Annotated in this window: 26 protein-coding genes; 9 read left to right on the forward strand and 17 right to left on the reverse strand. The window is 65.9% G+C overall.

The window, feature by feature from the left end:
- Positions 1-51 precede the first annotated feature (51 nt).
- Positions 52-1,023, reverse strand: coding sequence for a Bug family tripartite tricarboxylate transporter substrate binding protein (locus KAQ61_RS16025; RefSeq protein ID WP_210929802.1), 972 nt, complete (start codon positions 1,021-1,023; stop codon positions 52-54).
- A gap of 155 nt (positions 1,024-1,178) precedes the next feature.
- On the reverse strand, positions 1,179-2,147 hold the full coding sequence (locus tag KAQ61_RS16030; protein WP_154163119.1) for a tripartite tricarboxylate transporter substrate binding protein BugE: 969 nt from the start codon (positions 2,145-2,147) through the stop codon (positions 1,179-1,181).
- A gap of 124 nt (positions 2,148-2,271) precedes the next feature.
- Here KAQ61_RS16030 and KAQ61_RS16035 point away from each other — a divergent pair, with 124 nt between their 5' ends.
- Complete coding sequence (locus tag KAQ61_RS16035; protein WP_154163118.1) at positions 2,272-3,258, forward strand: LysR substrate-binding domain-containing protein; 987 nt, start codon at positions 2,272-2,274, stop codon at positions 3,256-3,258.
- A 22-nt stretch (positions 3,259-3,280) separates the two neighbouring features.
- Here KAQ61_RS16035 and KAQ61_RS16040 read toward each other — a convergent pair whose 3' ends face one another.
- The 3 genes from KAQ61_RS16040 to KAQ61_RS16050 form a co-directional block, all read right to left on the reverse strand.
- On the reverse strand, positions 3,281-4,753 hold the full coding sequence (locus KAQ61_RS16040) for a sensor histidine kinase N-terminal domain-containing protein (RefSeq protein ID WP_210929803.1): 1,473 nt from the start codon (positions 4,751-4,753) through the stop codon (positions 3,281-3,283).
- A gap of 69 nt (positions 4,754-4,822) precedes the next feature.
- On the reverse strand, positions 4,823-5,497 hold the full coding sequence (locus tag KAQ61_RS16045; RefSeq protein ID WP_042415966.1) for a response regulator: 675 nt from the start codon (positions 5,495-5,497) through the stop codon (positions 4,823-4,825).
- Positions 5,498-5,689: 192 nt separating this feature from the next.
- Positions 5,690-6,193 (reverse strand): MarR family winged helix-turn-helix transcriptional regulator, encoded by a 504-nt coding sequence (locus KAQ61_RS16050; RefSeq protein WP_210929804.1) that lies wholly within the window; start codon positions 6,191-6,193, stop codon positions 5,690-5,692.
- Between the two features lie 140 nt (positions 6,194-6,333).
- Here KAQ61_RS16050 and recA point away from each other — a divergent pair, with 140 nt between their 5' ends.
- Positions 6,334-7,446: a recombinase RecA gene (gene recA, locus KAQ61_RS16055; protein ID WP_042415972.1), complete on the forward strand. Its 1,113-nt coding sequence runs from the start codon at positions 6,334-6,336 to the stop codon at positions 7,444-7,446.
- 76 nt (positions 7,447-7,522) lie between these two features.
- Positions 7,523-7,984 (forward strand): recombination regulator RecX, encoded by a 462-nt coding sequence (gene recX, locus KAQ61_RS16060; RefSeq protein WP_043378583.1) that lies wholly within the window; start codon positions 7,523-7,525, stop codon positions 7,982-7,984.
- Between the two features lie 60 nt (positions 7,985-8,044).
- Here the strand turns inward: recX and KAQ61_RS16065 are convergent, their stop codons facing one another.
- The 3 genes from KAQ61_RS16065 to argC all read right to left on the reverse strand — a co-directional run bounded on the left by KAQ61_RS16065 (position 8,045) and on the right by argC (position 11,401).
- Positions 8,045-9,289, reverse strand: coding sequence for an MgtC/SapB family protein (locus KAQ61_RS16065; RefSeq protein WP_210929805.1), 1,245 nt, complete (start codon positions 9,287-9,289; stop codon positions 8,045-8,047).
- Positions 9,290-9,375: 86 nt separating this feature from the next.
- The gene (gene yddG, locus KAQ61_RS16070; RefSeq protein WP_210929806.1) at positions 9,376-10,302 is read right to left on the reverse strand and encodes an aromatic amino acid DMT transporter YddG; all 927 of its coding nucleotides are present in this window, start codon (positions 10,300-10,302) and stop codon (positions 9,376-9,378) included.
- Positions 10,303-10,468: 166 nt separating this feature from the next.
- Positions 10,469-11,401, reverse strand: coding sequence for an N-acetyl-gamma-glutamyl-phosphate reductase (argC, locus tag KAQ61_RS16075; RefSeq protein ID WP_210929807.1), 933 nt, complete (start codon positions 11,399-11,401; stop codon positions 10,469-10,471).
- 320 nt (positions 11,402-11,721) lie between these two features.
- Between argC and sucC the strand changes: the two genes are divergently transcribed.
- The 4 genes from sucC to KAQ61_RS16095 all read left to right on the forward strand — a co-directional run bounded on the left by sucC (position 11,722) and on the right by KAQ61_RS16095 (position 15,768).
- Positions 11,722-12,882 carry an ADP-forming succinate--CoA ligase subunit beta gene (gene sucC / locus KAQ61_RS16080; RefSeq protein ID WP_042415987.1) on the forward strand — a complete coding sequence of 387 codons (1,161 nt, stop codon included), beginning with the start codon at positions 11,722-11,724 and terminating at the stop codon, positions 12,880-12,882.
- Positions 12,883-12,903: 21 nt separating this feature from the next.
- Positions 12,904-13,803: a succinate--CoA ligase subunit alpha gene (sucD, locus tag KAQ61_RS16085; RefSeq protein WP_042415991.1), complete on the forward strand. Its 900-nt coding sequence runs from the start codon at positions 12,904-12,906 to the stop codon at positions 13,801-13,803.
- A 326-nt stretch (positions 13,804-14,129) separates the two neighbouring features.
- Positions 14,130-14,813 carry a TerC family protein gene (locus tag KAQ61_RS16090; RefSeq protein ID WP_210929808.1) on the forward strand — a complete coding sequence of 228 codons (684 nt, stop codon included), beginning with the start codon at positions 14,130-14,132 and terminating at the stop codon, positions 14,811-14,813.
- A 400-nt stretch (positions 14,814-15,213) separates the two neighbouring features.
- Entirely contained in the window at positions 15,214-15,768 is a 555-nt protein-coding gene (locus tag KAQ61_RS16095; RefSeq protein WP_210929809.1) for a pilin, read from the forward strand.
- A 127-nt stretch (positions 15,769-15,895) separates the two neighbouring features.
- Here the strand turns inward: KAQ61_RS16095 and moaC are convergent, their stop codons facing one another.
- A complete protein-coding gene (gene moaC / locus KAQ61_RS16100; RefSeq protein ID WP_244982918.1) occupies positions 15,896-16,417 on the reverse strand; it encodes a cyclic pyranopterin monophosphate synthase MoaC in 522 nt (173 codons plus the stop codon).
- 208 nt (positions 16,418-16,625) lie between these two features.
- On the opposite strand from moaC, the gene KAQ61_RS16105 reads away from it, so the two are divergent.
- Complete coding sequence (locus tag KAQ61_RS16105; protein WP_210929810.1) at positions 16,626-18,170, forward strand: M48 family metalloprotease; 1,545 nt, start codon at positions 16,626-16,628, stop codon at positions 18,168-18,170.
- Here KAQ61_RS16105 and KAQ61_RS16110 read toward each other — a convergent pair.
- From KAQ61_RS16110 to KAQ61_RS16120, 3 genes are all read right to left on the reverse strand, one after another.
- Entirely contained in the window at positions 18,141-18,491 is a 351-nt protein-coding gene (locus KAQ61_RS16110; protein WP_043378824.1) for a phage holin family protein, read from the reverse strand. The genes KAQ61_RS16105 and KAQ61_RS16110 overlap by 30 nt on opposite strands.
- Positions 18,492-18,678: 187 nt before the next feature.
- Positions 18,679-19,134 (reverse strand): hypothetical protein, encoded by a 456-nt coding sequence (locus KAQ61_RS16115; RefSeq protein ID WP_210929811.1) that lies wholly within the window; start codon positions 19,132-19,134, stop codon positions 18,679-18,681.
- 145 nt (positions 19,135-19,279) lie between these two features.
- Complete coding sequence (locus KAQ61_RS16120; protein ID WP_042418560.1) at positions 19,280-20,047, reverse strand: TerC family protein; 768 nt, start codon at positions 20,045-20,047, stop codon at positions 19,280-19,282.
- 386 nt (positions 20,048-20,433) lie between these two features.
- Here KAQ61_RS16120 and KAQ61_RS16125 point away from each other — a divergent pair, with 386 nt between their 5' ends.
- On the forward strand, positions 20,434-20,847 hold the full coding sequence (locus KAQ61_RS16125) for a DUF3717 domain-containing protein (RefSeq protein ID WP_210929812.1): 414 nt from the start codon (positions 20,434-20,436) through the stop codon (positions 20,845-20,847).
- Between the two features lie 102 nt (positions 20,848-20,949).
- Here the strand turns inward: KAQ61_RS16125 and KAQ61_RS16130 are convergent, their stop codons facing one another.
- From KAQ61_RS16130 to def, 5 genes are all read right to left on the reverse strand, one after another.
- The gene (locus tag KAQ61_RS16130; protein ID WP_225890643.1) at positions 20,950-21,294 is read right to left on the reverse strand and encodes an AzlD domain-containing protein; all 345 of its coding nucleotides are present in this window, start codon (positions 21,292-21,294) and stop codon (positions 20,950-20,952) included.
- Entirely contained in the window at positions 21,291-22,127 is an 837-nt protein-coding gene (locus KAQ61_RS16135) for an AzlC family ABC transporter permease (protein WP_210929813.1), read from the reverse strand. The genes KAQ61_RS16130 and KAQ61_RS16135 overlap by 4 nt, the downstream gene beginning before the upstream one ends.
- Before the next feature lie 2 nt (positions 22,128-22,129).
- Positions 22,130-23,098 (reverse strand): methionyl-tRNA formyltransferase, encoded by a 969-nt coding sequence (gene fmt / locus KAQ61_RS16140; protein ID WP_210929814.1) that lies wholly within the window; start codon positions 23,096-23,098, stop codon positions 22,130-22,132.
- Positions 23,099-23,169: 71 nt separating this feature from the next.
- Positions 23,170-23,679: a hypothetical protein gene (locus KAQ61_RS16145; protein ID WP_210929815.1), complete on the reverse strand. Its 510-nt coding sequence runs from the start codon at positions 23,677-23,679 to the stop codon at positions 23,170-23,172.
- Complete coding sequence (gene def / locus KAQ61_RS16150) at positions 23,679-24,188, reverse strand: peptide deformylase (protein WP_043378551.1); 510 nt, start codon at positions 24,186-24,188, stop codon at positions 23,679-23,681. Before def ends, KAQ61_RS16145 begins: the two co-directional genes overlap by 1 nt.
- Positions 24,189-24,321: the final 133 nt, after the last annotated feature.

Genomic DNA, 24,321 nt, shown 5'->3' on the forward strand with positions numbered 1-24,321 from the left:
AACGGCCCCGTTGCCGGGGCCGTGTGGCGGTGGGTTGGGCGCGGTTCGCGCTCAGTCGATGCTGATGCCGGCCGCCGCCGCCACGCCCTTCATCTTGGCGACTTCGCTGGCGATCTGCTTGGTGAAATCGGCACTGGACGTACCAGACACGAACAGGCCCTGGGCATCCATGCGCTGCTTTACGGCGGGGTCCTTCAGGGCTTCGGCCACGGCCTTCTGCACGCGCTCCACCTGCTCGGGCGGCGTGCTCTTGGGTGCAACCAGACCGAACCACGAAGGATCGTTCAGCTCGGAGTGGCCGACCTCCTTGTAGGTCGGTACATCGGGCAGCACGGCCAGGCGCTCGCTCCAGGACACGGCGATCGCGCGCAGCTTGCCCGCCTTGACGTGGGGCAGCGAGGATGCCACCTGGTCGAAGTACACCGGCACCTGGCCGCCCAGCACGTCGTTGATGGCAGGGCCCGCACCGCGGTAGGGGATGTGGACCATGTCCACGCCGGTGGCCTTGATGAACTGCGCACCCCACATGTGGCCGATGGTGCCGTTGCCGGGGGTGGCATAGCTGACCTTGCCGGGGTGGGCCTTGAGGTAGGCCACCAACTCGGCAAAGTTCTTGACCGGAATGATGGACGGGTTGATCACGATGACGCCCGGCGCCTTGACCACTTCCGTCACCCCGACGAAGTCCTTGACCGCGTCGTAGGGCAGCTTCTTGTAGACGGCGGGGTTCACCCCGTGCGTGGACAGGGTGGCCACACCAAAGGTCAGGCCATCGGTGGCGCGCGCCACCTCGGTCATGCCGATGGAGCCGCCGGCGCCGGCCTTGTTTTCGATCACCACGGGCTGGCCCAGCAGGCGGGACAGCACATCCTGCATGTTGCGCGGCACCATGTCGGTGGCCCCGCCCGGTGGGAAGGGCACCACAATGCGCAGCGCGCCCGATTCCTGGGCGGTCGCGCCCAGGGGCAGGCTGGCGGCCAGCACCGCGGCGGAGAGGGAAGCAAACCATGTGCGTCGTTGCATCAGACAGACCTTTCAAACCATCAAAACCGGCGCGACGGCGCGCCTTGGAGGTCTGCTGGTATGCAAGCCGCGTGCCATGCCCCACGGCTGCGCCGGGCATGAAAAAACCCGCAGGCGCTGGGCGCTGCGGGTGGGCGGGAGACCGGCGGACCGGATCAGTTCACGCTGATGTTGGCCGAGGCGGCCACGCTCTTCATCTTGGCGACTTCGCTGGCGATCTGCTTGGTGAAATCGGCGCTGGACGTGCCCGAGATGTACATGCCCTGGGCATCCATACGCTTCTTCACGGCGGGGTCCTTCAGGGCTTCGGCCACGGCCTTCTGCACGCGGGCCACGGTCTCGGCCGGGGTGCTCTTGGGGGCGACCAGACCGAACCACGAAGGATCGTTCAGCTCGGGGTGGCCGGCTTCCTTGTAGGTGGGTACATCGGGCAGCACGGCCAGACGTTCGTTCCAGGACACGGCGATCGCGCGCAGCTTGCCGCCCTGGATGTGGGGCAGCGACGATGCCACCTGGTCGAAGTACACCGGCACCTGGCCGCCCAGCACGTCGTTGATGGCAGGGCCCGCACCGCGGTAGGGGATGTGCAGCATGTCCACGCCCGTGGCCTTGATGAACTGCGCGCCCCACATGTGGCCGATGGTGCCGTTGCCGGGGGTGGCGTAGCTCACCTTGCCGGGGTTGGCCTTCAGGTAGGCCACCAGTTCGGCAAAATTCTTGGCAGGAATCAGCTTGGGGTTGATCACGATGACGCCCGGGGCCTTCACGATCTCGGTCACACCGACGAAGTCTTCGGTTGCGTTGTAGGGCAGCTTGGTGTAGACGGCGGGGTTGACGCCGTGGGTCGACAAGGTGGCGATGCCGAAGGTCAGGCCGTCGGTGGCACGGGCCACTTCGGCCATGCCGATGGAGCCGCCGGCGCCGGCCTTGTTTTCCACGATCACGGGCTGGCCCAGCAGCTTGCCCAGGACGTCCTGCAGGTTACGGGGCACCATGTCGGTCGAGCCACCGGCAGGGAAAGGCACGATGATGCGCAGAGGGCGCGTATCCTGGGCCACAGCCATGCCGGAGACAGACACTGCTGCAGCGGCGGCAACAGCGGAGATGAAGTGACGACGTTGCATCGTGTGGGCTCCTATGTCGAGAAAGCGGGTTATCTATAAGACCAGCACATAAGGTTAGGGTAAATCCGGGTTGCAACCAAACAAATACTCCTATTGCTATTATTCCCGCAAGGAATGAATCAACATGTCCACCAGCTTGCTCCCCCTTCGCCGGCTCACGCCCCCCATCCACCTGCTGCGCGCCTTCTCCACGGTCGCGCGGTTCGGCGGCGTCTCGCGCGCGGCCGAGGCCCTGCACCTGACGCAGAGCGCCGTCAGCAAACAGATCCAGGAGCTGGAGAAATGGGTGGGCGTGGACCTGTTCGAGCGCAGCCGCAAACGCCTGACGCTGACGCCGGCGGGCGAGCGCTATGAAAAAGCCGTGCGCGCGCTGCTGTCGCAACTGGAATCGGCCACGCTGGAGTTGATCACCAGCACCGACGGCGGCGGCGCCCTGCACCTGTCCAGCCTACCCACGTTCGGCGCCACCTGGCTGATCCCGCGCCTGCCGCAGTTCCAGCAGCAGCACCCCCAGGTGACACTGCACTTCGTGCCCTACAGCTACGACCTGGAAAGCCCCAACCTGGACTGCTCCATCCTGTTCGGTGAAGGCCACTGGCCTGGCGCCCGTGCGCACTACCTCGACGGCCAGGATGTGGCCCTGATCGCGCCGCCGGCCAGCTTTGGCGGCCCGCCCATCCGCAGCCCGCACGACGTGGCCCAGTACACGCGCCTGCGCCACCTGACGATTCCGCACGCCTGGCTGACCTGGACCCACGCCTGGGACGTGGAGAACCTGGACCCGCTGGCCGGGCTGCAGTTCGACCAGTTTCAGACCATCATCCAGGCCGTCATGGCCGGCATGGGCGTGGCCCTGGTGCCGCGCTGCCTGGTGGAAGACAAGATTGCCGCCGGCCTGGTCAGCGAGCCCCTACCCGAACACGGGCTGGTCAGCAACCTGGGCTACTGGCTGTGCTATCCCGAATCGCGCGCCAACATCGCGCCGCTGGTGGCCTTCCGCAACTGGCTGCTGACCCAGGCGCGCCCGTACAGGGAGCCGACCACCACCAGCCTGGCCGCCCAGCAGAAAAGCCGCACCAAGCTGCGCGGCAGCGGCTCGGACTTCACGTAAAACAGGCCCCAGCCCTTTCCAGTCAATCGTTTTCAGCTTCGAAAACAGGCGCTTTGCGCAATGCCGGAAAGCGCACGCTGAACAAGGCGCCGCACGGCTGGCGCTGTGGCTGGGCATCGTCCAGCACCACCTCGGCGCCATGCTGGCGGGCGATCTCCTGCACGATGGGCAGGCCCAGGCCCGAGCCGTCGGCGCCCGTGCCCAGGGCGCGGTAAAACGGCTGGAACACCAGCTCGCGCTCCTCGGGCGGCACGCCCGGCCCGGTGTCCTCCACCTGCAGCAGCACCATGCGCGCCAGCGGGTCGGGCAGCACGCGCGCCGTCACCACCGCCGGCTGCTCGGCGCTGGACGGACTGTAGTGGATGGCATTCGTCAGCAGGTTGCGCACCAGCTCCTTGAGCAAGGTGGCATTGCCATGCAGCCAGACGCCGGCGCTGCCCGGATCGGCGCCCTCGTAGCCCATGTCCACATGCCGGTCCATGGCCAGGGGCAGCAACTCCTGCACCACCTCGATCACCAGCTGCGCCAGGTCGCAGGGCGCACGCTGCAGGCCGGCCCCGGCGGCCTCGGCCCGCGCCAGTGACAGCAACTGGTTCACGGTGTGGGTGGCGCGGATGCTGGAGCGGCCGATCTGCTCCAGCGAGCGCTTGAGCTCCTCGGTGCTGTTGCCATCGCGCTGTGCCAGGTCGGCCTGCATGCGCAGGCCGGCCAGCGGCGTCTTGAGCTGGTGCGCCGCATCGGCCAGGAAACGTTTTTGCGTGGCCAGCGATTCGTTGAGGCGGCGCAGCAGGTCGTTCACCGCGTCCACCAGCGGCACCACCTCCATGGGTACGCCACGGTGGTTCAGGGGCGACAGGTCCTCGGGCTTGCGCGCACGGATGCGCTCTTCCAGCCGGTGCAGCGGCTTGATGCCGCGCGCCAGCGCCAACCACACCAACAGCACAGCCAGCGGCAGGATGACGAACTGCGGCAGCATCACGCCCTTGATGATTTCGGCCGCCAGCACGCTGCGCTTTTCGCGGGTCTCGGCCACCTGCACCAGAGCCAGTTCGTCTTCGCCCACCAGGGGGAGGCGCACCCACATGGCGGCCACGCGGATGTCCACGCCGCGCAGCTCGTCGTCGCGCAGCACGACCTCGCCGGCCGGCACCTCGTAGCGCGGGTGCGCGGCGGGGAAGTCGCGGTCGCCCGACAGGTGCTCACCCTTGTTGTTCAGCACCTGGTAGAACACCATGTCCGACTCGTCGGCGCGCAGGATTTCGGTGGCCGGCAGCGGCAGGTTGAACTGGATGCGCCCGTCGTCCTCGACCATGATCAGCTGGGCCAGGGCGTGGACGTTGTACTCGAGCGCGCGGTCAAAGGGCTTGTTGGCCAGCGACTGCGCCACCAGCCAGGTCAGCACCAGGCTCACCGGCCACAGCAGCAGCAAGGGGGTGAGCATCCAGTCCAGGATTTCACCAAACAGGGAGCGCTGCTCGCGCTGGAAGATTTTCACGGGCTGCGACCTGGAATGTGGGTGTTTTCAGCCTCCAGCGCCGATGCAGCAAGCGCCGACAGCTATCAACTATTCGGTGATTTTCTCCAGGCAATAGCCCAGGCCGCGCACCGTGGCGATGCGGATCGGCCCGCGTTCGATCTTCTTGCGCAGGCGGTGGATGTAGACCTCGATGGCATTGTTGCTCACCTCCTCGCCCCACTCGCACAGGCGCTCGACCAGTTGGTCCTTGCTGACCAGGCGCCCGGCGCGCTGCAGCAGCACCTCCAGCAGGCCCAGCTCGCGCGCGCTCAGCTCCACCATCTTGCCGTCGATGGTGGCCACCCGCCCGGACTGGTCGTAGACCAGCGGCCCGTGCTTGATGGTGCTGCTGGCCCCGCCCATGCCACGGCGCGTCAGCGCACGCACGCGCGCCTCCAGCTCGGACAGCGCAAAGGGCTTGGCCATGTAGTCATCGGCCCCGAAGTCCAGGCCCTGCACGCGCTCCTCCACGCTGTCGGCGGCGGTGAGGATCAGCACCGGCAGCGCATCACCGCGCCCGCGCATGCGCTTGAGCACTTCCAGCCCGTGCATGCGCGGCAGGCCCAAGTCCAGGATCAGCAAATCAAAATGGTGGTTGGTGACCAGGGCCGTGTCCGCCTCGGTCCCGCTGGCCACGTGGTCCACCACCGCCCCGGCGCCGCGCAGGCTGCGCAGCAGGCCGTCGGCCAGCACTTGGTCATCTTCTGCTATCAGGATGCGCATCGCTTCGTCTCCTTGCCGCGCCGCGATCTGCTGCCACGGGCTGCGGCGTCGTGCCTGCCTTGTCACCAACGGCACTCCCTGCGCCGTCCATCGGGCCATTCTAGGAGCCGCACTGCAGGCGCCCTACAGGTGTTTACGCGGGTGCTGCAGTGCAGCAGCCCGGCCGTCTTGACCCACGTCAAGCCGCGCACGCTAGGCCAGGTCGCCGGCCTCGCTGCCATAGGCGTCCAGCCCCAGGCGCACCACGGTGGCCACCTCCTGACCGACGGACTCGACGAACTCCGCCTCGGCCTGCTGCACGGCGCGCTGGAAGGCCCAGTGCCACTCGCGCCCGGCCTCGGTGTAGACCACGCGCTTGGCCCGGCGGTCGTGCGGATCGGCCTGGCGCGTGACCAGGCCCCAGGCCTCGCACTGGTCCACCAGGTCCAGCATGGCCTGCTTGCTCATGCCGGCACGCTCGGCCAAGTCGGTGATGCGGTCACCCTGCAGCGACAAGTGCCGCGTGATGTGGATGTGCGCCGCGCCCACCTTGTCGCGCGCCGCCAGGTTGGACAGGGCCAGCGGCGTCTCGTCGTCCTGCGCCATCAGGCTGCGCACGCGCGCATCGAACTTGCGCTGGGCATGGCCCAGCAAGCGCCCCAGGTGCAGGTGGCGCCAGGCTTCATCGGGCAGCGAGGGAGTCACATTCTTCGACATGGTCAGTTTTCATAAACGTCAAACAAACTGACTATATATTTTTCAGAAAGCACCTACACTACTGTTCAAGCATCCAGCCTGTGAACATGCACAGGGGTGCCAACTCCCACCCCTCTCTGTCTTTTTGCAAGGAAACCGCCATGAACGCCATCGCCCGCAACACCGACGCCAACAGCGAAAAAGCCAAGGCCCTGGCCGCCGCCCTGGCCCAGATCGAAAAGCAGTTTGGCAAGGGCACCATCATGAAGCTGGGCGAGGGCGAGGCCGTGGAGGACATCCAGGTTGTGTCCACCGGCTCGCTGGGCCTGGACGTGGCTCTGGGCGTGGGCGGCCTGCCCCGCGGTCGTGTGATCGAGATCTACGGCCCCGAGTCGTCCGGCAAGACCACGCTGACCCTGCAGGTCGTGGCCGAGATGCAGAAGCTGGGCGGCACCTGCGCCTTCATCGACGCCGAGCACGCGCTGGACACCAGCTATGCCCAGAAGCTGGGCGTGAACCTGAACGAGGTGCTGATCAGCCAGCCCGACACCGGCGAGCAGGCCCTGGAAATCGTCGACAGCCTGGTGCGCTCCGGCGCCGTGGACCTGATCGTCGTCGACTCGGTGGCCGCCCTGGTGCCCAAGGCCGAAATCGAAGGCGAAATGGGCGACCAGCTGCCCGGCCTGCAGGCCCGCCTGATGAGCCAGGCGCTGCGCAAGCTGACCGCGACCATCAAGAAGACCAACTGCACGGTCATCTTCATCAACCAGATCCGCATGAAGATCGGCGTGATGTTCGGCTCGCCCGAAACCACCACCGGCGGCAATGCGCTGAAGTTCTACGCCTCGGTGCGCCTGGACATCCGCCGCACCGGCACCATCAAGAAGGGCGACAACGCCATCGGCAACGAGACCAAGGTCAAGGTGGTGAAGAACAAGGTGTCGCCCCCGTTCAAGACGGCCGAGTTCGACATCCTGTTCGGCGAAGGCATCAGCCGCGAGGGCGAGATCCTGGACATGGCCGTGGAAGCCAAGCTGCTGGAAAAGTCCGGCGCCTGGTATGCCTACAACGGCGAGAAGATCGGCCAGGGCCGTGACAACGCCCGCGAGTTCCTGAAGGAAAACCCCGCGCTGGCCGTGGAAATCGAGAACAAGGTGCGCGAGAGCCTGGGCATCAGCCTGATCCCCGTGGCCGAAGGCGAAGCCGCCGCCAAGCCCGCCAAGGGCAAGAAGGCCGACAAGGCCGTGGCCGATGAAGACGGCGTGATCGGCTGATCACATAGGTCAACAAAATGGCTGCCAGCGCTGACCTAGCAAGCGCGGGCAGCTATTTTTTTGAGAATTTCGCACCATGGGATTCGACAAACTCTCGCTCACCGGTCGCGCCCTGAAGCTGCTGGGTCAGCGTGAACATGCGCGCCTGGAGCTGGAACGCAAGCTGGCCCCGCACGTGGAAGACGGCGACGACCTGGCCGCCGTGCTGGATGCGCTGGAGGCCAAAGGCTTCATCAGCCCCGAGCGCGTGGCCCAGTCCGTGCTGTACCGGCGCAGCGGCAAGCTGGGCAATGCCCGCGTGCTGCACGAGCTGCGCAGCAAAGGCCTGGACGATGCCACCGTGCGCGCGGCGGCCGAGCAGCTCAAGGACACGGAACACGCCCGCGCCTGGGACGTCTGGCAGCGCAAGTTCGGCACCGTGGCCGCCACGCCGCAGGAGCGCATGAAGCAGATGCGCTTTCTGGCCAGCCGCGGCTTTGGCGGTGACGTGGTCAACAAGGTCTTGCGCGGCCAGTCCCCGGACGGCGAGGAAGGCTGAGCCAGTGCCAGCCACAGGCGCCGTGGCCATGCACCACGGCCCTTCCACCGGCAGCGGGGCCTAGGCGCCCGCGCCGCTGGCCCACAGGCCCAACACACCCCCGGCCAGCATGGCCAGCAGGCCCAGCGCCACCAGCACCCCGTAGCGCACCCCACCGACCGCGAACGCCAGCGCGCCCTTGCTGACGCAGCTGGCGCCCAGCACGGCCAGCGTGCCCCAGCGCCCCACCTCCAGCGGCATGCCGCCCTTGGCCACCAGCTGGGCCACGCCCGCGGCCGCGGCCTGCACCTCCGCCAGCGCCACCATGGCCGCCGCAGCCAGGGCCCCGGTATGGCCGAACAGTTGCTCCAGCCACGCCGCCAGCAAGGAGACACCGGCGATCAAGCCGGCAATCAGCAAGGCATGCGAGAGCTTGAAGGCCCGGTCTTCCTGCGGGGCCTGCACCGCCGGCGCCGTCACCCCGCCCAGCCACCACAGCGCGGCAATCGCCGCCAGCAAGCCCAGCACGGCCGCCACCCAGCTCCACAGCGTGGCCTGCAGCAGGCTGGGCGACACCGCCGCCACCACCGCCACGAACAGCAGCAGCGAGGCCAGGTTGGCCAGCAGCGCCGCCGCCGCACTGGGCACGACCAGGGCGGCATCGGCACGCGCCTGCTGCCCCAGGCTGCTGACCGCGGCGGTGGACGAGGCAAAGCCCGAGAAGAAGCCGGCGATGGCCAGCCCCCAGCGCGCCCCCAGGATGCGCTGCGCGAAGTGGCCGAACACCCCCACCGCCATCACCAGCACCACGATGCGCCAGACCAGCATGGGGCGGATGGCACCCCAGGGGTCAATCGGCTCGCGCGGCAGCAGCGGCATCACCACCAGGGCCGCCGCGCCCAGCAGCAGGGCATCCTGGATTTCCCGCTCGCTGATCCATTCGCGGCTGATCTTTTGCAGCGGCGCCTTGGCCTGCAGCAGGATGGCCACCAGCACCCCCAGGGCGCCGGACAGCGCCGCCTCGTGCGCAGCCAGGGCGCCCAGCACGGCCGCCAGCAGCAGGGCCACCTCGCCGGTGAGCCCGGGGTCCTCATGGGCCGACTGCAGGTAGGCGGCCAGGGTCAGCGCCGCCAGCGCCAGCAGCGCCGCGATGAACACCCAGGGCCCCAGCAGCCAGGTGATGCAGCCCAGCAAGGCCACCAGCGCGTGCGTGCGCGTGCCGGCCGGCAGCAGGTGGGGGGGCTGGGTGCGCTCGCGCACCACACCGATCATGAGCCCGACGCCCAGGGCGGTCAGCAGGGCCAGGCTGGTGGCATTCCAATCCATAAACCAGGGGGTCCAAAGCAAGGGAAGAAGGAGCCCGCAGCTTAGAGCAGTGCAGGCCGCCGGGCAAACGACCGGGCTGCGCTGGATCAACGCCCGCGCGTGGCGCCCCAGCAGACCAGGGAGCCCAGCGTGACCAGCACCACGCCCTGCCAGAACGGCAGCCCAGGCCGCACCGCCAGCCAGACGCTGGCCCACAGCGCCGACAGCACCGGCGTGAAGTACGAGCCCGCGGCCAGCACCGCCAGGTTGCCGCGCTGGATGCCATGCTCCCAGCAGCTGTAGGCCAGGGCCGTGCAGCCGCCCACGGCCAGTACCTGGGCGGCGACGCCCCAGCTCCACTGCATGGGCACGGTCGGCAGGGCCAGCCACTGCGCCCACAGCAGGCCGGAGGTGAACAGCAGGAACAGCCCGACCCCGTTGAAGCCGCCACCATGCACGCGCGACAGCACCGAGTACGCGGGCCACATCAGCGCCGCGCCAAAGGCCAGGGCATAGGCCAGGGGGTTGGCCGCCATGTGCGCCACCAGGCTCTGCCAGCCGGGGGCACCGCCCGCCGGGGCGCCATCGCCCATCACCAGGCCCAGGCCCCACAGGCACAGCGCGGCGCCGGGCCACAGCCACCAGCGGGCGGCCTGCTGGCGGCACAGCACGGCCAGCACGATGGTCAGGCTGGGCCAGAGGTAGTTGATCATGCCCAGCTCCATGGCCTGCTGGCGGCCGTGGGCCAGGCCGATGGCCACGGACAGGCTGATCTCGTAGCAGGCGAACAGCAGGCCGCAGGCCACCAGGTACACGCGCGAGACGCTGCGCAACTGGGTGCGCGTGGGCAGGCCGCGAACCAGCAGCACGAAGGCGGTGCTGACGCTGAACAGCACGGCCGCGCCGCCCAGGGCGCCCAGGGCTTCGGACACCGAGCGCATCAGGCCGACGGTGCCGCTCCAGCACAACACGGCCACCAGGCCAATCAGGGTGGCACGGCGGATTTCGGCAGAACGGGCAGACGGTGCAGACATGGATGAATCAAGAAAAGGAGCGGTTTGCGCTGGTCTAACAAGGGCTTCAGGCTGATAACCACCCAAAACCCTCGCCAGTGCTACGCCAGCCGCTATACAGATGCCAAGGCACCGGGTGCAAAAAAGCGGCCCGCAGGCCGCTGGTGTGCAGGGTCCAACGACCCGTTCAGAGCCCCAGCATCAGCTGCAGGTTCTGCACGGCCGCGCCGCTGGCGCCCTTGCCCAGGTTGTCCAGGCGGGCGATCAGCACGGCCTGGCGGTACTGCTCGTTGGCGAACACGCGCAACTCCAACTGGTTGGTGCCGGCCAGCGTGTCGGCGGCCAGCTTGTGGTCCTCCGTGGGCGGCAGCACCTTGACCCACTGCGCGGGCGCATTGGTCTGGGCGTAGTGGCTGGCCAGGGCATCGTGCAGGTCGGCGGCCTTGGGCGCGCCGGGCAGCAGGTCCAGGTGCAGGGGCAGCTGCACCAGCATGCCCTGCGCGTAGTTGCCCACGGCGGGGATGAACACGGGGCGGCGGGTCAGGCCGGTGTACTGCAGGATTTCGGGGATGTGCTTGTGCGACAGGCCCAGCGCGTAGGCTTCGTAGGGCGCGGCGCCGCCCGCCTCATAGGCCTCGATCATGCTGCGGCCACCGCCGCTGTAGCCGGACACGGAGGGCAGGCTCAGGCCGTAGTCCGCCGGGATCAGGCCTGCATCCACCAGCGGGCGCAGCAGTGCGATCGCGCCCGTGGCGTAGCAGCCGGGGTTGGACACGCGGGTGGCGGTCTTCACGGCGTCCAGCTGGCCAGCGCACAGCTCGGGGAAGCCGTAGACCCAGCCCGGGGCCACGCGGTGCGCGGTCGAGGCATCGATGATCTTGATGGCGCGGCCGGTCTCGGCGGTGATGCCGTCCACCATGGCCGCCGTCTCGCGCGCGGCATCGTCGTGCAGGCACAGGATCACCAGATCCACGCCGGCGATCAGCGCGCGCTTGGCGGCAGGGTCCTTGCGCAGCTCGGGCGCAATGCTGACCAGCTCCACGCCAGCCATACCCTGCAAGCGGTCACGAATCTGCAGACCCGTGGTGCCGGCTTCGCCATCAATAAAGACTTTGGACATCTCAACGCTCCCGCGCCCTCTGGCGCATATCTGTGTCTGGGCCACATGCCGCGGCGCCATCTGCTCAAAAACGCCGATTGTCCACTGCATTCGCGGTGTGCGCGCACTCATCGGCAAATGGCGCGCAATTGCGCTAGCCGCACAGGTTTTCTACGTATTAACCTACGTACATAAATACGTAGATCACGCTTGACAAAGCACTTTTTGGTTGCACTGCACCATGGTACATTCTTCGATTGCCATGTCATACGAGCCCGGCTCCGCATGTTTAGGCAGCAGGAAAACGGGCATTTCCCCTCCGTTTCAGAGAGACAAAACTCATGAAGATTCATGAATACCAAGGCAAGGAAATCTTGCGTCAATTCGGCGTGCCAGTCCCCCGTGGCATTCCGGCATTCACCGTCCAGGAAGCTGTAGAGGCAGCGCAAAAGCTTGGCGGCCCCGTGTGGGTGGTGAAGGCGCAGATCCATGCCGGCGGCCGCGGTAAAGGCGGCGGCGTCAAGGTGGCCAAGTCCATCGAAGATGTGCAAAAGCTGGCCGAGCAAATCCTCGGCATGCAGCTGATCACGCACCAGACCGGCCCCGAAGGCCAGAAGGTCCGTCGCCTGTACATCGAAGACGGCGCCGACATCAAGAACGAACTGTATGTGTCGCTGGTCACCGACCGCGCGACCCAGAAGGTGGCCCTGATCGCTTCCAGCGAAGGCGGCATGGACATCGAGGAAGTGGCCCACTCCACCCCCGAAAAGATCATCACCGAGATGATCGACCCCCTGACCGGCATCACCGAAGCGCAATCGCGCAAGGTGGCAGCTGCCATCGGTCTGGAAGGCAAGTCCATCGACCAAGCCGTAGACATCTTCGCCAAGATCTACAAGTGCTACATGGACACCGACGCGTCGCTGGTGGAAATCAACCCCCTGAACTGCGACTCCAAGGGCGACCTGATGGCCCTGGACGCCAAGTTCAACTTCGACCCCAACGCGCTGTTCCGTCACCCTGAAATCGTGGCCTTCCGCGATCTGGACGAAGAAGACGCTGCCGAAATCGAAGCTTCCAAGTTCGACCTGGCCTACATCTCCCTGGAAGGCAACATCGGCTGCCTGGTGAACGGCGCCGGTTTGGCCATGGCCACCATGGACACCATCAAGCTGTTCGGCGGCGAGCCCGCCAACTTCCTGGACGTGGGCGGTGGCGCCACGGCCGAGAAGGTCACCGAAGCCTTCAAGATCATGCTCAAGAACCCTGAAGTCAAGGGCATCTTGGTCAACATCTTCGGCGGCATCATGAAGTGCGACACCATCGCCAACGGCGTGGTCACCGCCTGCAAGGCCGTGAACCTGAGCGTGCCACTGGTCGTGCGCATGAAGGGCACCAACGAACAGCTGGGCAAGCAGATCCTGGCTGATTCCGGTCTGCCCATCATCTCGGCCGACACCATGGCCGAAGCCGCCACCAAGATCGTTGCTGCCGTCAAGTAATACGCCCCCGGAGATAAAAACATGTCGATCTTTATCAACAAAGACACCAAGGTCATCACCCAGGGCATTACCGGCAAGACCGGTCAGTTCCACACCGAAAAGTGCCAGGAATACGCGAACGGCAAGAACTGCTTCGTGGCCGGTGTGAATCCCAAGAAGGCCGGCGAGCGCATTTTTGACATCCCGATCTTCGGCTCCGTCAAGGACGCTGCCAAGGAAACCGGCGCCACCGTGTCCGTGATCTACGTGCCCCCAGCAGGCGCTGCCGCTGCCATCTGGGAAGCCGTAGAAGCCGACCTGGACCTGGCCATCTGCATCACCGAAGGCATCCCTGTGCGCGACATGCTGGAAGTGCGCAACAAGATGAAGGCCAAGGAAGCCGCCGGCGGCAAGAAGACCCTGCTGCTGGGCCCCAACTGCCCCGGCCTGATCACGCCCGACGAAATCAAGATCGGCATCATGCCCGGTCACATCCACAAGAAGGGCCGCATCGGCGTGGTCTCGCGCTCCGGCACGCTGACCTACGAAGCCGTGGCCCAGCTGACCGAACTGGGCATTGGCCAGTCGTCGGCCGTCGGCATCGGTGGCGACCCCATCAACGGCCTGAAGCACATCGACGTGATGCGCGCCTTCAACGACGATCCTGACACCGACGCCGTGATCATGATCGGCGAAATCGGCGGTCCCGACGAAGCCGAAGCCGCCATGTGGTGCAAGGCCAATATGAAGAAGCCCGTGGTCGGCTTCATCGCTGGCGTGACCGCCCCTCCCGGCAAGCGCATGGGCCACGCTGGTGCGCTGATCTCTGGCGGTGCCGACACGGCCGACGCCAAGCTGGCCATCATGGAGGAGTGCGGTTTCACCATCACCCGCAATCCTTCCGAAATGGGCCGCCTGCTGCAAGGCCTGCTGAAGAAGTAAGCCCCAGCGCCCTGCTGCCCCCCAGCCGCCCCGATCCTGTCGGGGCGGCTTTTTTTGTGCGGTGCGCAGGCCACCGAGGTGCTCTGGTTGTCCCTTGCCCTGCAGGAAAGGCTGGCCGCGACCGGCACACACTGGCCTGGCTGCACGCCCAGAGCGTGCGGAAGGCGCGTGATGCCCCCATGGATTTGGCGATGCCCCCGCGCCTGTGGTTACGCAAAACTACGCACGCCACGCCCCCCACCCGGGCGTAAACTGCCCACTTCCAACAAGAAACGCCGGTCTGCGCACGCAGGCTGGCGTTTTCAATTCATAACAGTGGAGTAAAAATGGAGTTTCTCAATAGCGCCGACTTCTGGATCGGCCTGGTGAAGATCGTCTGGATCAACATCATCCTCTCCGGCGACAACGCCGTCGTCATCGCCCTGGCCGCCCGCTCGCTGCCTCCCGCCCAACAGAAAAAAGCCATCATGTTCGGCTCCGGCGCCGCCGTGGTGCTGCGCATCGTGCTGACCATCGTGGCCGCCAAGCTGCTGGAACTGTCGTTCCTGCAGGTCATCGGCGGCGTGCTGCTGCTGTGGATCGGCTACCAGCTGCTCAGCGGTGGTGAAGACGAAGAAGGCGAAGCCAAGGGCCATGGATCCATGGTGGCCGCCATCCGCACCATCCTGATCGCCGACTTGGTCATGAGCCTGGACAACGTGATCGCCGTCGCCGCCACCGCCCAGGGCAACATGGTGCTGCTGGTCCTCGGCCTGGCCATTTCCATCCCGCTGGTGATCTTCGGCTCCACCCTGATGATCAAGCTGATGGAACGCTTCCCCGTGATCATCACCCTGGGCGCCGCCCTGATCGGCTGGGTCGGCGGCGAGACCATCGTCAACGACAACCTGCTGCACGGCTACACCCTGGCCCACCCCTGGCTGCACTACGCCGCAGCCGCCGCCGGCGCCCTGCTGGTGGTCGCCGTGGGCAAGTGGATGCAAACCCGCCAAAGCAGCCAAGCCGCCTGAGTGGCCACCAGCCCCCTCAGTCCCACCAAGCGCCTTCGGGCGCTTTTTTCATGGGTGCGCGCTACAGAGTAGTTGGCGCAACGACCCGGCCAACAGCATCCGATTGAATTAAAAAGTAGAGCAGGCTCCTCAATTTGCAAAAGGAATGCAACGCGATGGGTGCTTTAAAAGCTTGCTCGATGTGCGCAGACAGCTATCTTTTCAATAGACACATAACTGCATGACAAAAACGTCACCCTCCAGACGCAGACCACCCCAAAGAAGTGACATTTCACGCCAAATTGCAAGCAAATTTTTCAAAAGCACGGGCTACCGCCCCATTTCCCGACCATCGCTTGCTGGCACGCCAATTGCACCAAGTCCTGCGGATTTCATTTTTCTTCACTCCAAGGAGCTTTTCATGAAGCGTACGATGCAACAGGGTTTCACCCTGATCGAACTGATGATCGTGGTGGCGATCGTCGGTATCCTGGCCGCAGTCGCGTTGCCTGCTTATCAAGATTACATGGTTCGTGCCCGCGCCAGCGAAGCTTTGAGCCTAATGTCAGGCGCAAAGGTCACCGTGGCCGAAAACGCAGTAAACGGCGCATCGGATCTCGGGGCAGGCTGGGCTGCACCAAATCCTACCGCAGCCATTCAATCAGTGACAATTAACGCGACCACAGGCGTAGTCACCGCAGTCCTGAAAGACAAAGCAGGCGGAACCGCGAACGCAAATACACTCACCCTGACGCCGGCTTCTGGGGGCTCTGATGCGGTTGCCGCAGTCCCTGGAAAGCTTGCTGATGGCACAACGGATTGTGCTGCTGGCTCCCCTGGTTGTAATGGTGGCTCTGGAGCTGTAGCAGCTGTCCCTGCTTCCCCCCTCGCAGCCGGCACGGTTCCGACCTCTGCAATTGTTTGGTCTTGCGGAGGCACACTAAACTCTAAATACAAGCCCGCAAGCTGCCGCTAATTTTTTACGAAGGCTATTTCGGCGACCAGAGTAATGCCCCCTATAGGGGGCATTACTTATTAATGCCGCGTATGCACCCAACTCCTCAATAGCACCAAGCAGGCACCGATTAAAGCAGAGACGTTTATCAACGTACTCCAAAGTCACTGGACTTCCCCCCCCGCTTCTCCAGCACTTTGACACCCTCCATCACCATGCCCTTGTCCACCGCCTTGCACATGTCGTAAATCGTGAGCAGGGCGATTTGGACGGCTGTCAAGGCTTCCATCTCCACGCCGGTTTGGCCGTGGGTTTCCACAGTGGCAGTGCAGCGCACGGTGTTCAGATCGGACAAAACCTCAAAATCCACCGCCACACGGGTCAGTGCCAGGGGGTGGCACAGGGGAATGAGGTGGCTGGTCTGCTTGGCCGCCATGATGCTGGCAACCCGGGCAATGCCCAGCACGTCCCCCTTCTTGGCCGTGCCGCTCTGGATGATGGCCAAGGTGGCGGGCTGCATCACGATGCGCCCTTCGGCCACGGCAATGCGGTGGGTTGTGCTTTTTCCACCTACGTCCACCATGTGCGCCTGGCCATGGGCATCAAAGTGGGTCAGGCCTTGGTTGGGGTGCTGGTCGGGGTTCATAGCTCGGAGGGGTCCAGGGTTCATAAAAACCATCCTCAGCGGAAACAGCGCATACAGGCAGACGCTGAAGAGGGGATGGATCTTGGGTGCCGCGCCTCGCAAGGCCTGCACCGCGCACGAAGTCCACGCGCTCCGCTGCCAGATTGGCAGGTAAAGCTGGGAACGGTGGCGCAATGCAGGCATCATAAGAGTCTGTCCCCGCCTCAGACGGCCTTGTGCCTTTACATCGCCAATGACATTTCCGTTTTCTCGCCGGGCAACGCCTGCCCTGCGCCATGCCCTGCTGGTGCTGGCCCTCGCCACCCCTTTGCTGCACCTTCCCACGGCGTCAGCCCAATTGGCACTCCCCAACATGGGCGATGGCGCTGACATCACCACCAGCGAGGAGCGCCGCCTGGGCGATCGCATCATCCGCTCGCTGTACCGTGACCCGGACTACATCGACGACCTCCAGCTGCACGCCTATGTGATGGACATCTGGCTGCCCCTGGTACAGGCCTCCAAAGACCGCGGCGACATGTCGCAGGAGCTACAGGAGCGCTTTGCCTGGCAGGTTCTGCTGGGCCGGGACAAAAGCATCAACGCCTTTGCGCTGCCCGGCGGCTACCTTGGGGTGCACCTGGGCTTGATTGGCGCCGTCACCAGCCGCGATGAGCTGGCCTCGGTCATGGCCCACGAGCTGACGCACGTCACCCAGCGCCACATTGCACGCATGATCGGCGAGGAAAAGAAGAGCACCCCGCTGTTGATTGCCGGCATGATCCTGGGCGCCCTGGCCGCCAGCAAAAGCCCCGACGCGGCCAATGCGATGATCGTCGGTGGTCAGGCGGCCGCCATCCAGAACCAGCTGGGCTTCTCCCGCGACATGGAGCGCGAGGCCGACCGCATTGGCTCCAGCCTGCTGGCACCCGCCGGATTTGCCCCCCAGGGGGCTGTCAGCATGTTTGAGAAGCTGCAGTACGCCAGCCGCCTGAACGACAACGGCAGCTGGCCCTATCTGCGCAGCCACCCCCTGACCACCGAGCGCATTGCCGACATGCAGGCGCGCATCCCGCACGGCCAGCAGCAGGCGGCACAGCCGACCATGGAACACGCGATGATGGCGGCGCGCGCACGGGTGCTCAGCCGCCCAGGCACAGACAAGCTGCGCCAATGGAGCCGCCAGCCCCAGATGCCGGAATTCGCCCAACTGTCGGCGATTGACCAAGCCGGACAGCTGTACGCGGCGGCCCTGAGCCAGATCCAGCTCAAAGACTGGGAAGCCGCGCGCCAGGCCTGGGCCCAGTTGGGCCGCCATGCGCAAGCCCAGGGTGACCGTGCGGCGCAGCAACAGGTGCGATGGCTGGGTGCTGAGCTGGAGCTGGCTGCACAGCAGCCCCAGGCGGCCATGCGCGCCCTGGGTGATACCAACCTGCGGGGCGATGTGCCACGCCCTCAACTGCTGCTGGCCGGCCAGGCCTTGCTGGCCACCGGGCAGGCCCAGCCCGTGGCGGAACGCCTGCAGACCTGGGTGGTCACACACCCGCACGATGCTGCCGCCTGGCGCCTGCTGTCGCAGGCCTGGCAGGCGCAGCACCAGACGCTGCGTGCCATCCGTGCGGAAGCCGAAGCCCATGCGGCGCATTACGACTACGCGGCGGCCGTGGACCGCTTCAAAGCCGGCCAGGATGTCGCACGACGCAGCCAGGGCGCCGCCGACTACATCGAGGTCTCGATCATCGACACGCGCCTGCGTGCCGTGGAGGCCTTATTGCGGGAACAGGCGCGCGAGAAGTGAGTCGATGGCCATGCCCAGCAGGGAGTAGAGAATCGCCCCCCACACGGCAGCCCAGAAGCCCGCCACGTGCAGCCCGCCCAGCAAGCCCGAGGCCGCCCACAGCATCAGCCCGTTGATGACAAAAAGGAACAGGCCCACGGTCAGCAAGGTCACCGGCAAGGTCAGCAACACCAACAAGGGCCGCACCAGGGTGTTCAGCAGGCTGATCACCACCACGGCCCACAGGGCAGAGGCATAGCTTTCCACTTGCACGCCACTGAACACCGCCGCCACCAGGAGCAGGGCCCCGGCATTCAACAACCATTTGAGCAAGAGTTTCATGCGCCACAGCATAGCAGCATGGTGCGCGCCCAAGGCCTGGACCCTGGGCATGCGCCAGCCGCCCCGTGCAGCTGTTGGCGCGCGATCCCAGGCCCCAAGCAGCCGCTTTGACGGGGCTCGGCCCGGCGACAAAAAAGCCCGGCGATGCCATCACGGCATCCCGGGCTAGCACCTGGGCGCAGCGGGCTTAAGCCGCCAGTGTCTCGCCGATCAGCACGCTCCACAGCGCGCCAATGCCGGCCAGGGTGCCGGCCAGTTTGCGCAGCATCGGCGCCTCGGCCTTGGGGGCGGCCACTTCCAGCTTGGGACGGCGCAGGTCCACCACCTGTGCGGCCGTGCCATGCTCGGCTTGCAGCTGGGCCAGCACGTCCGGCAGCGGTCCACGCGCCAGCATCGTGCTGACCTGCAGGCCACTGCCCTGGGCCAGCGCGGGCGCACAGGCTTCGAACAGCTTGTCGGCCCACTTGTTGCGCCAGTTCTCGCGCGCGCGGTTGCTGACAAAGCGGCTGACGCGGTGCGTGATGCGGGGCGCGCATGCCACCAGCACGCAGTGGCGGCGGTCAGCACCCGGTGCCTGGGCCATGGCCTGCAGCAATGGTTTGGCGTACTCTGCGTCATCTACGTAGACGATGATGGTGTCCATGCACCCCTCCTTGGTGACTTCGTAAAGAAAAAACAACCCTGCTGGGACTCACAAATGGGCCTGAGGTTCCATTTGCCGCCACCAGCAGGGCTGCGGGGATCTGCCCAGCAGCCCGCACACGGGGGCTGCCGGCCGATCACAGGGCTTAGTGGGCCGCTTCAGACTTCTTCTGCTTGGCCGCCACCATCTTGCCGATGGCCAGCACCAGCAGTGCGCCACCCACGTGGGCCACCCAGTAGATGGGCATGGACGCGTTGAACACGGCCATCTTGGTTTCAGCGTTGTAGTCCAGCAGCTTGGGCGCCCAGGTCCACTGGTCGGGGTTCACGAACAGCGGGTCGGTCACCAGCATGCCGCCGGCAATCCAGCCCAGCAGCATGCCGCCGGCGACGATGATCAGCGGGTAACGCTCCATCAGCTTGATGACCAGCTGCGAACCCCACACGATGATCGGGATCGAGATCAGCAGGCCCAGGATGATCAGCAGCAGCTGGTGCTCGCCCGAGCTCTGGGCCGCGCCGGCGATGGCGATCACGTTGTCCACGGACATCACCAGGTCGGCCACGATGATGGTCTTGATGGCGGCGAACAGCTTGTCGCTGCCTTCGATGTTGTCGTGGCTTTCCTCTTCGGGGGCAATCAGCTTCATGCCGATCCACACCAGCAGCAGCGCACCCACCACCTTCAGGAACGGCAGCTGCAGCAGCACCATGGCGAACGCGATCAGGATGACGCGCAGCACGATGGCACCGGCCGTGCCGTAGATGATGCCCTTGCGGCGCTGCTCAGGGGGCAGCTTGCGGCAGGCCAGCGCGATCACGACCGCGTTGTCGCCACCCAGCAGGATGTCGATGATGATGATTTGCCCCAGCGCAATCCAGAAAGGGGCATGGGTCAGGAAATCCAAATCCATATAAAACCTCTGTAGAAGACCGCACGAGCGCAAGCGCCATGCGGCAGTTGTTACGCATGGCTCACCAAAGAGAAGCGGGAGTCACCCCGGCGGAATGCCCGGGCACTGTGGGAGCTTCTTGGGAGACCATATGTAGTCAGTCGCCCAAAGGTCTTGCCCGCAAGTTCCCGCAGAACCTTGCCTGACAAGCCGGAAGCCATGGGCTTCGTACTGACGACCTGTCAATCTGCCGGGGAGCGGCAGAATTGCGCTTCCCAGCAGGGAGCTACTCCCCTTTGAAGCCCGCAATTTAAACACAAGTCAAAGTCCTGTGGGCACAAATGTGCATGTGGATTTTGCGGATGCCGCCAGCGGGCGGCCTGTGCCTGGCGTACGCTGTCGCCGTCATGGAAAGCATTCACATCACGGACCTGGAAGCCGCCATCAATTACTGGCGCGATCGCAGCCCTGCGGGCACCGGCTCGGCACTGGCGCCGGCCACCACCCACCTCGCCGAGGTGTATGCCGGCATGATTTGCGCCAAAACCACAGCGATTGCCATTGAGGACCTGCCCGACGCCGCGCTGCAGGCTTGGCTGGCCTGGTACGACACGCAGCCGGACACGCCCTGCATCGCGATCTGCTCGACCAGCCAGGGCGATGACCAGTGCAAGGGCTGTGGCCGCAGCTTTGCCGAGGTGCAGCTGTGGCCCGGGCTGAGCCCGTACGCCAAACGTGCCGTGTGGCGGCGCATCACCGTCGAAGGCCAGGCCTGGCGCTTCACGCGCTATGCCGAGCGTGCCGTCGATGGGCGGACTTAAAAGGTATAGCTGCCTGCGCGCGCCCTGCAGTCATTTGCAAGGCTTTCAACATCGAAACGTTGGATGGACGCGCGCTGGCAGCTCTTTTTTCTAAAGCAACAGCTACCAGCCCCAGCCAATGTGCAGCGGCAGGTACACGGCCATGCCGATCACGATGGTGCCCAGGATGCCGCGCTGCCACCAGAAGTAGGCGGTGGCGCACAGTGCGGCCGGCAGGCGGGCATCGGCCAGGCTGGTGATGAGGGCGCCCTGCTGCATCACCAACTCGGGCGCGATCACCGCCGCCAGCGCCGCCAGCGGCGCGTACTTGAGCCCGCGCTTGAACCATTCGGGCATGGGCACTTCGCGCTCGGGAATCATGAAGAAGGCGCGCGTGACCAGGGTCACCAGCGCCAGGCCGACGGAGGCCAGCCAAGGCTCCCAGCCCGTCATCACAGCGGTGCTCATCGCGGCTCCTTGGTGTCGGCATGCCCGTGCAAGGGCATCACCGGGTGCTTTTCGCCCCGTGCGGGGTCGGGCGGGCGGATGGCCGGCTGCGGGCGCAGGCGCAGGCGCTGGGCGCGGCGCTCGGCCGCCTCCATCAACAGCCCGGCCGTCACGGCCGCGGCAATCGCCACCAGGATGTTGAGCTTCAGCGGCAGCGCAAACGCCGCCACGGCCGCGCCGCAGGCCACCACGCAGGCCATCCAGGTGGCCGCGTCCTTGAGCATGGAGTACAGCACGCCCAGCAGCGCCAGCACGCCGGCAAAGCCCAGGCCCCACTCCAGCGGGATGGCATGCGCCAGCAGGATGCCGGCAATCGAGGCGATCTGCCACGACAGCCAGTTGACCGTGGCCGCGCCCCAGAAGAAGGGCAGCTGCTCCGGCGTTTTCTCCGGGGTGCTGAACCGCTGGCTGAAGGCCACGAAGATCACGTCCCCGCTGAAGTAGCCCAGCGCCAAGCGGTGCGCGCGGCGCAGGTGGCTGAAATAGTGGCGCCACATGCTGCTCAGGATGACGAAGCGCAGGTTCACGCAGATGGCCGTGAACCACACCACCCACAGCGGCGCGCCCACCACCATCAGCGGCAGCACCGCCAGCTGGGCGCTGCCGGCGTAGACGATCAGCGACATGAAGATCGCCAGCGGCACCGACATGCCGCTCTTGACCATGGCCACGCCCGTCACCAGGCCCCAGGCGGCAATCCCCAGCATGGTGGCCAGCACGGCCTGCACACCCTGGCGATAGGCCGGATCGCGCGCAATCCCCTGCACGCGCTGTCTCATGGAATGCACCGACATGTTCAGGCGTCGGCAGGCTGGGTCAGCACCGCGCCCACGGGCAGCTCAAAGCCGCGCAGGAAATCCGCCGCCGGCAAGCGCTTGCCGCCCGCGCGCTGCAGTTGCGTCAGGCACAGGGCCCCCTGGCCGCAGGCGACCACCACGCCGTCGGCGTCCGCGGCCAGCACGGTGCCCGGCAGGGCCGATCCGGCATAGGCCTGGGGCACGGCCGCCCACAGCTTGATGACCTCGTCGCCCGCTTGCGTGGCGCCCCCCGGGAAGGGGTTGAAGGCGCGCAGGCGGCGGCCCAGTGCGTCGGCCGACAGGCGCCAGTCCATCCAGCTTTCGGCTTTCTCGATCTTGTGGGCATAGGTCACGCCCTCGGCCGGCTGGGGGGTGCGCGGCAGGCCGCCGCAGGCGCTCATCTCCAGCGCCTCGACGATCATGCGCCCCCCCAGGTCGGCCAGCTTGTCGTGCAGGCTGGCCGTGGTGTCGCTGGCGGTGATCGGCAGGCGCTCGATCAGGCACATGTCACCGGTGTCCAGGCCGATGTCCATCTGCATGATGGTCACACCGGTCTCGGCATCACCGGCCTCAATGGCGCGGTGGATGGGCGCCGCCCCGCGCCAGCGCGGCAGCAGCGAGGCGTGGATGTTCAGGCAGCCGCGGGGGGGCAGGTCCAGCACCCACTGCGGCAAGATCAGGCCGTACGCGGCCACCACCATCACATCGGCGCGGGCCTCCAGCAGGGCCTGGCGCGCGGCGGCGGCGTCCTCGGGGTATTTGCCGTCCAGGCGCAGGCTCAGGGGCTGTGCCACGGGAATGCCGTGCGCCTGGGCGCACTGCTTGACGGGCGAGGCCTGCAGCTTCATGCCGCGGCCTGCGGGGCGGTCGGGCTGGGTCAGCACCAGCGGGACCTCAAAACCTGCCTGCAGCAGGCGTTCCAGCGCCACCCGCGCAAAATCGGGCGTGCCAGCAAAAATCACTCTCATGCGTTCCATCCAAGGCAAAACTGCCAGTTGCCGCGCTGCCGGGCCGACCACCGGTGCCGCAGGCGGAGTCTTCAAGGGCGCGTATCGTCGTCCAGGCGCCGCTCGTCGGTGAACATGACGCGGCGCACCACACCCTGCGGATCGAGGAACACGTGCGCCTGGCGGTCAATGCCATTTTCGCGAATCCGGTAGGTCCAGATATCGCCTTTGAAGTTGGCGACGCCCTCGACCAGCGCAGGGCGTCCAAAGAAATCCCGCACGCTCTGGCGGTCGTCCACCCCCACGCGCAAACGCTGGAAATAGGCCTCCTGCAGCACCTGCTCCACGCGCAGCAGGCGCTGCTGCCCATCCATCACCATGTGGTAGACCTGCTGGCCCGCAGGCTGGAAGCTGTAGACCCAGCGCTCGCCGCCATCGGCCAGGGGCACCTGGATCTGCGGCGCCCCCATGCCCTGCGCAATCTGCGCGGCCGGGGTGCCGGGCTTTTGCCACTGCGGCACCATGCACGCGGACAAGGCCATGCAGCCGGCCACCACCCACGCCCAGCGCCACCCTTGGGCCTGCCCTGGGCGCGCCGTCATCAGTGGGCCGCCTGCTTCTGCATCTTGACCAGCTTGGTCTTGATGCGGTTGCGCTTGAGGGGCGACAGGTATTCCACGAACACCTTGCCCATCAGGTGGTCCATCTCGTGCTGGATGCAGATGGCCAGCAGGCCTTCGGCCTCGATCTCGCGGCTGTTGCCGTTTTCGTCCAGGGCCCGCACCTTGACGGCCGTGGAGCGCTCCACACCGTCGTAAATGCCGGGCACGGACAGGCAGCCTTCCTCGCCCACCTGCTTGTCGTCGCTGGCCCAGACCAGCTCCGGATTGATCAGCACCAGGGGCTGGTCGCGGTCCTGCGAGACATCGATGACGATCAGGCGCTCGTGGAAATCCACCTGCGTGGCCGCCAGACCGATGCCGTTGGCGTCATACATGGTCTCAAACATGTCCTCGATCTGCTTGCGGATGCGCGCGTCCACCTGCTTCACAGGTTGGGCGACCTTGTGCAGGCGGGGATCGGGGAAGCAAAGAATCGGAAGTAAGGCCATGGCAAGTTCAGAAAATTTGTCGCTATTTTCGCCACTTTCACGAAATGACGCAGCCCCTGGCACCGATATGCATTGCCCAATCAAGGCCTTGGAATGAGAATCTGCCAGGATGATTCGTTGCACAGCAGCCAAA

It is taken from the genome of Comamonas aquatica, assembly GCF_018064205.1.
GTDB classification, from domain to species: domain Bacteria; phylum Pseudomonadota; class Gammaproteobacteria; order Burkholderiales; family Burkholderiaceae_C; genus Comamonas; species Comamonas aquatica.

Excerpts from the sequence above, each read along its gene's own strand:
- KAQ61_RS16025 (WP_210929802.1), bottom strand. The coding sequence starts at position 1,023 with ATGCAACGACGCACATGGTTTGCTTCCCTCTCCGCCGCGGTGCTGGCC.
- KAQ61_RS16030 (WP_154163119.1), bottom strand. The coding sequence starts at position 2,147 with ATGCAACGTCGTCACTTCATCTCCGCTGTTGCCGCCGCTGCAGCAGTG.
- KAQ61_RS16035 (WP_154163118.1), top strand. The coding sequence starts at position 2,272 with ATGTCCACCAGCTTGCTCCCCCTTCGCCGGCTCACGCCCCCCATCCAC.
- KAQ61_RS16045 (WP_042415966.1), bottom strand. The coding sequence starts at position 5,497 with ATGCGCATCCTGATAGCAGAAGATGACCAAGTGCTGGCCGACGGCCTG.
- KAQ61_RS16050 (WP_210929804.1), bottom strand. The coding sequence starts at position 6,193 with ATGTCGAAGAATGTGACTCCCTCGCTGCCCGATGAAGCCTGGCGCCAC.
- recA (WP_042415972.1), top strand. The coding sequence starts at position 6,334 with ATGAACGCCATCGCCCGCAACACCGACGCCAACAGCGAAAAAGCCAAG.
- recX (WP_043378583.1), top strand. The coding sequence starts at position 7,523 with ATGGGATTCGACAAACTCTCGCTCACCGGTCGCGCCCTGAAGCTGCTG.
- KAQ61_RS16065 (WP_210929805.1), bottom strand. The coding sequence starts at position 9,289 with ATGGATTGGAATGCCACCAGCCTGGCCCTGCTGACCGCCCTGGGCGTC.
- yddG (WP_210929806.1), bottom strand. The coding sequence starts at position 10,302 with ATGTCTGCACCGTCTGCCCGTTCTGCCGAAATCCGCCGTGCCACCCTG.
- argC (WP_210929807.1), bottom strand. The coding sequence starts at position 11,401 with ATGTCCAAAGTCTTTATTGATGGCGAAGCCGGCACCACGGGTCTGCAG.
- sucC (WP_042415987.1), top strand. The coding sequence starts at position 11,722 with ATGAAGATTCATGAATACCAAGGCAAGGAAATCTTGCGTCAATTCGGC.
- sucD (WP_042415991.1), top strand. The coding sequence starts at position 12,904 with ATGTCGATCTTTATCAACAAAGACACCAAGGTCATCACCCAGGGCATT.
- KAQ61_RS16090 (WP_210929808.1), top strand. The coding sequence starts at position 14,130 with ATGGAGTTTCTCAATAGCGCCGACTTCTGGATCGGCCTGGTGAAGATC.
- KAQ61_RS16095 (WP_210929809.1), top strand. The coding sequence starts at position 15,214 with ATGAAGCGTACGATGCAACAGGGTTTCACCCTGATCGAACTGATGATC.
- moaC (WP_244982918.1), bottom strand. The coding sequence starts at position 16,417 with ATGAACCCTGGACCCCTCCGAGCTATGAACCCCGACCAGCACCCCAAC.
- KAQ61_RS16105 (WP_210929810.1), top strand. The coding sequence starts at position 16,626 with ATGACATTTCCGTTTTCTCGCCGGGCAACGCCTGCCCTGCGCCATGCC.
- KAQ61_RS16110 (WP_043378824.1), bottom strand. The coding sequence starts at position 18,491 with ATGAAACTCTTGCTCAAATGGTTGTTGAATGCCGGGGCCCTGCTCCTG.
- KAQ61_RS16115 (WP_210929811.1), bottom strand. The coding sequence starts at position 19,134 with ATGGACACCATCATCGTCTACGTAGATGACGCAGAGTACGCCAAACCA.
- KAQ61_RS16120 (WP_042418560.1), bottom strand. The coding sequence starts at position 20,047 with ATGGATTTGGATTTCCTGACCCATGCCCCTTTCTGGATTGCGCTGGGG.
- KAQ61_RS16125 (WP_210929812.1), top strand. The coding sequence starts at position 20,434 with ATGGAAAGCATTCACATCACGGACCTGGAAGCCGCCATCAATTACTGG.
- KAQ61_RS16130 (WP_225890643.1), bottom strand. The coding sequence starts at position 21,294 with ATGAGCACCGCTGTGATGACGGGCTGGGAGCCTTGGCTGGCCTCCGTC.
- KAQ61_RS16135 (WP_210929813.1), bottom strand. The coding sequence starts at position 22,127 with ATGTCGGTGCATTCCATGAGACAGCGCGTGCAGGGGATTGCGCGCGAT.
- fmt (WP_210929814.1), bottom strand. The coding sequence starts at position 23,098 with ATGAGAGTGATTTTTGCTGGCACGCCCGATTTTGCGCGGGTGGCGCTG.
- KAQ61_RS16145 (WP_210929815.1), bottom strand. The coding sequence starts at position 23,679 with ATGACGGCGCGCCCAGGGCAGGCCCAAGGGTGGCGCTGGGCGTGGGTG.
- def (WP_043378551.1), bottom strand. The coding sequence starts at position 24,188 with ATGGCCTTACTTCCGATTCTTTGCTTCCCCGATCCCCGCCTGCACAAG.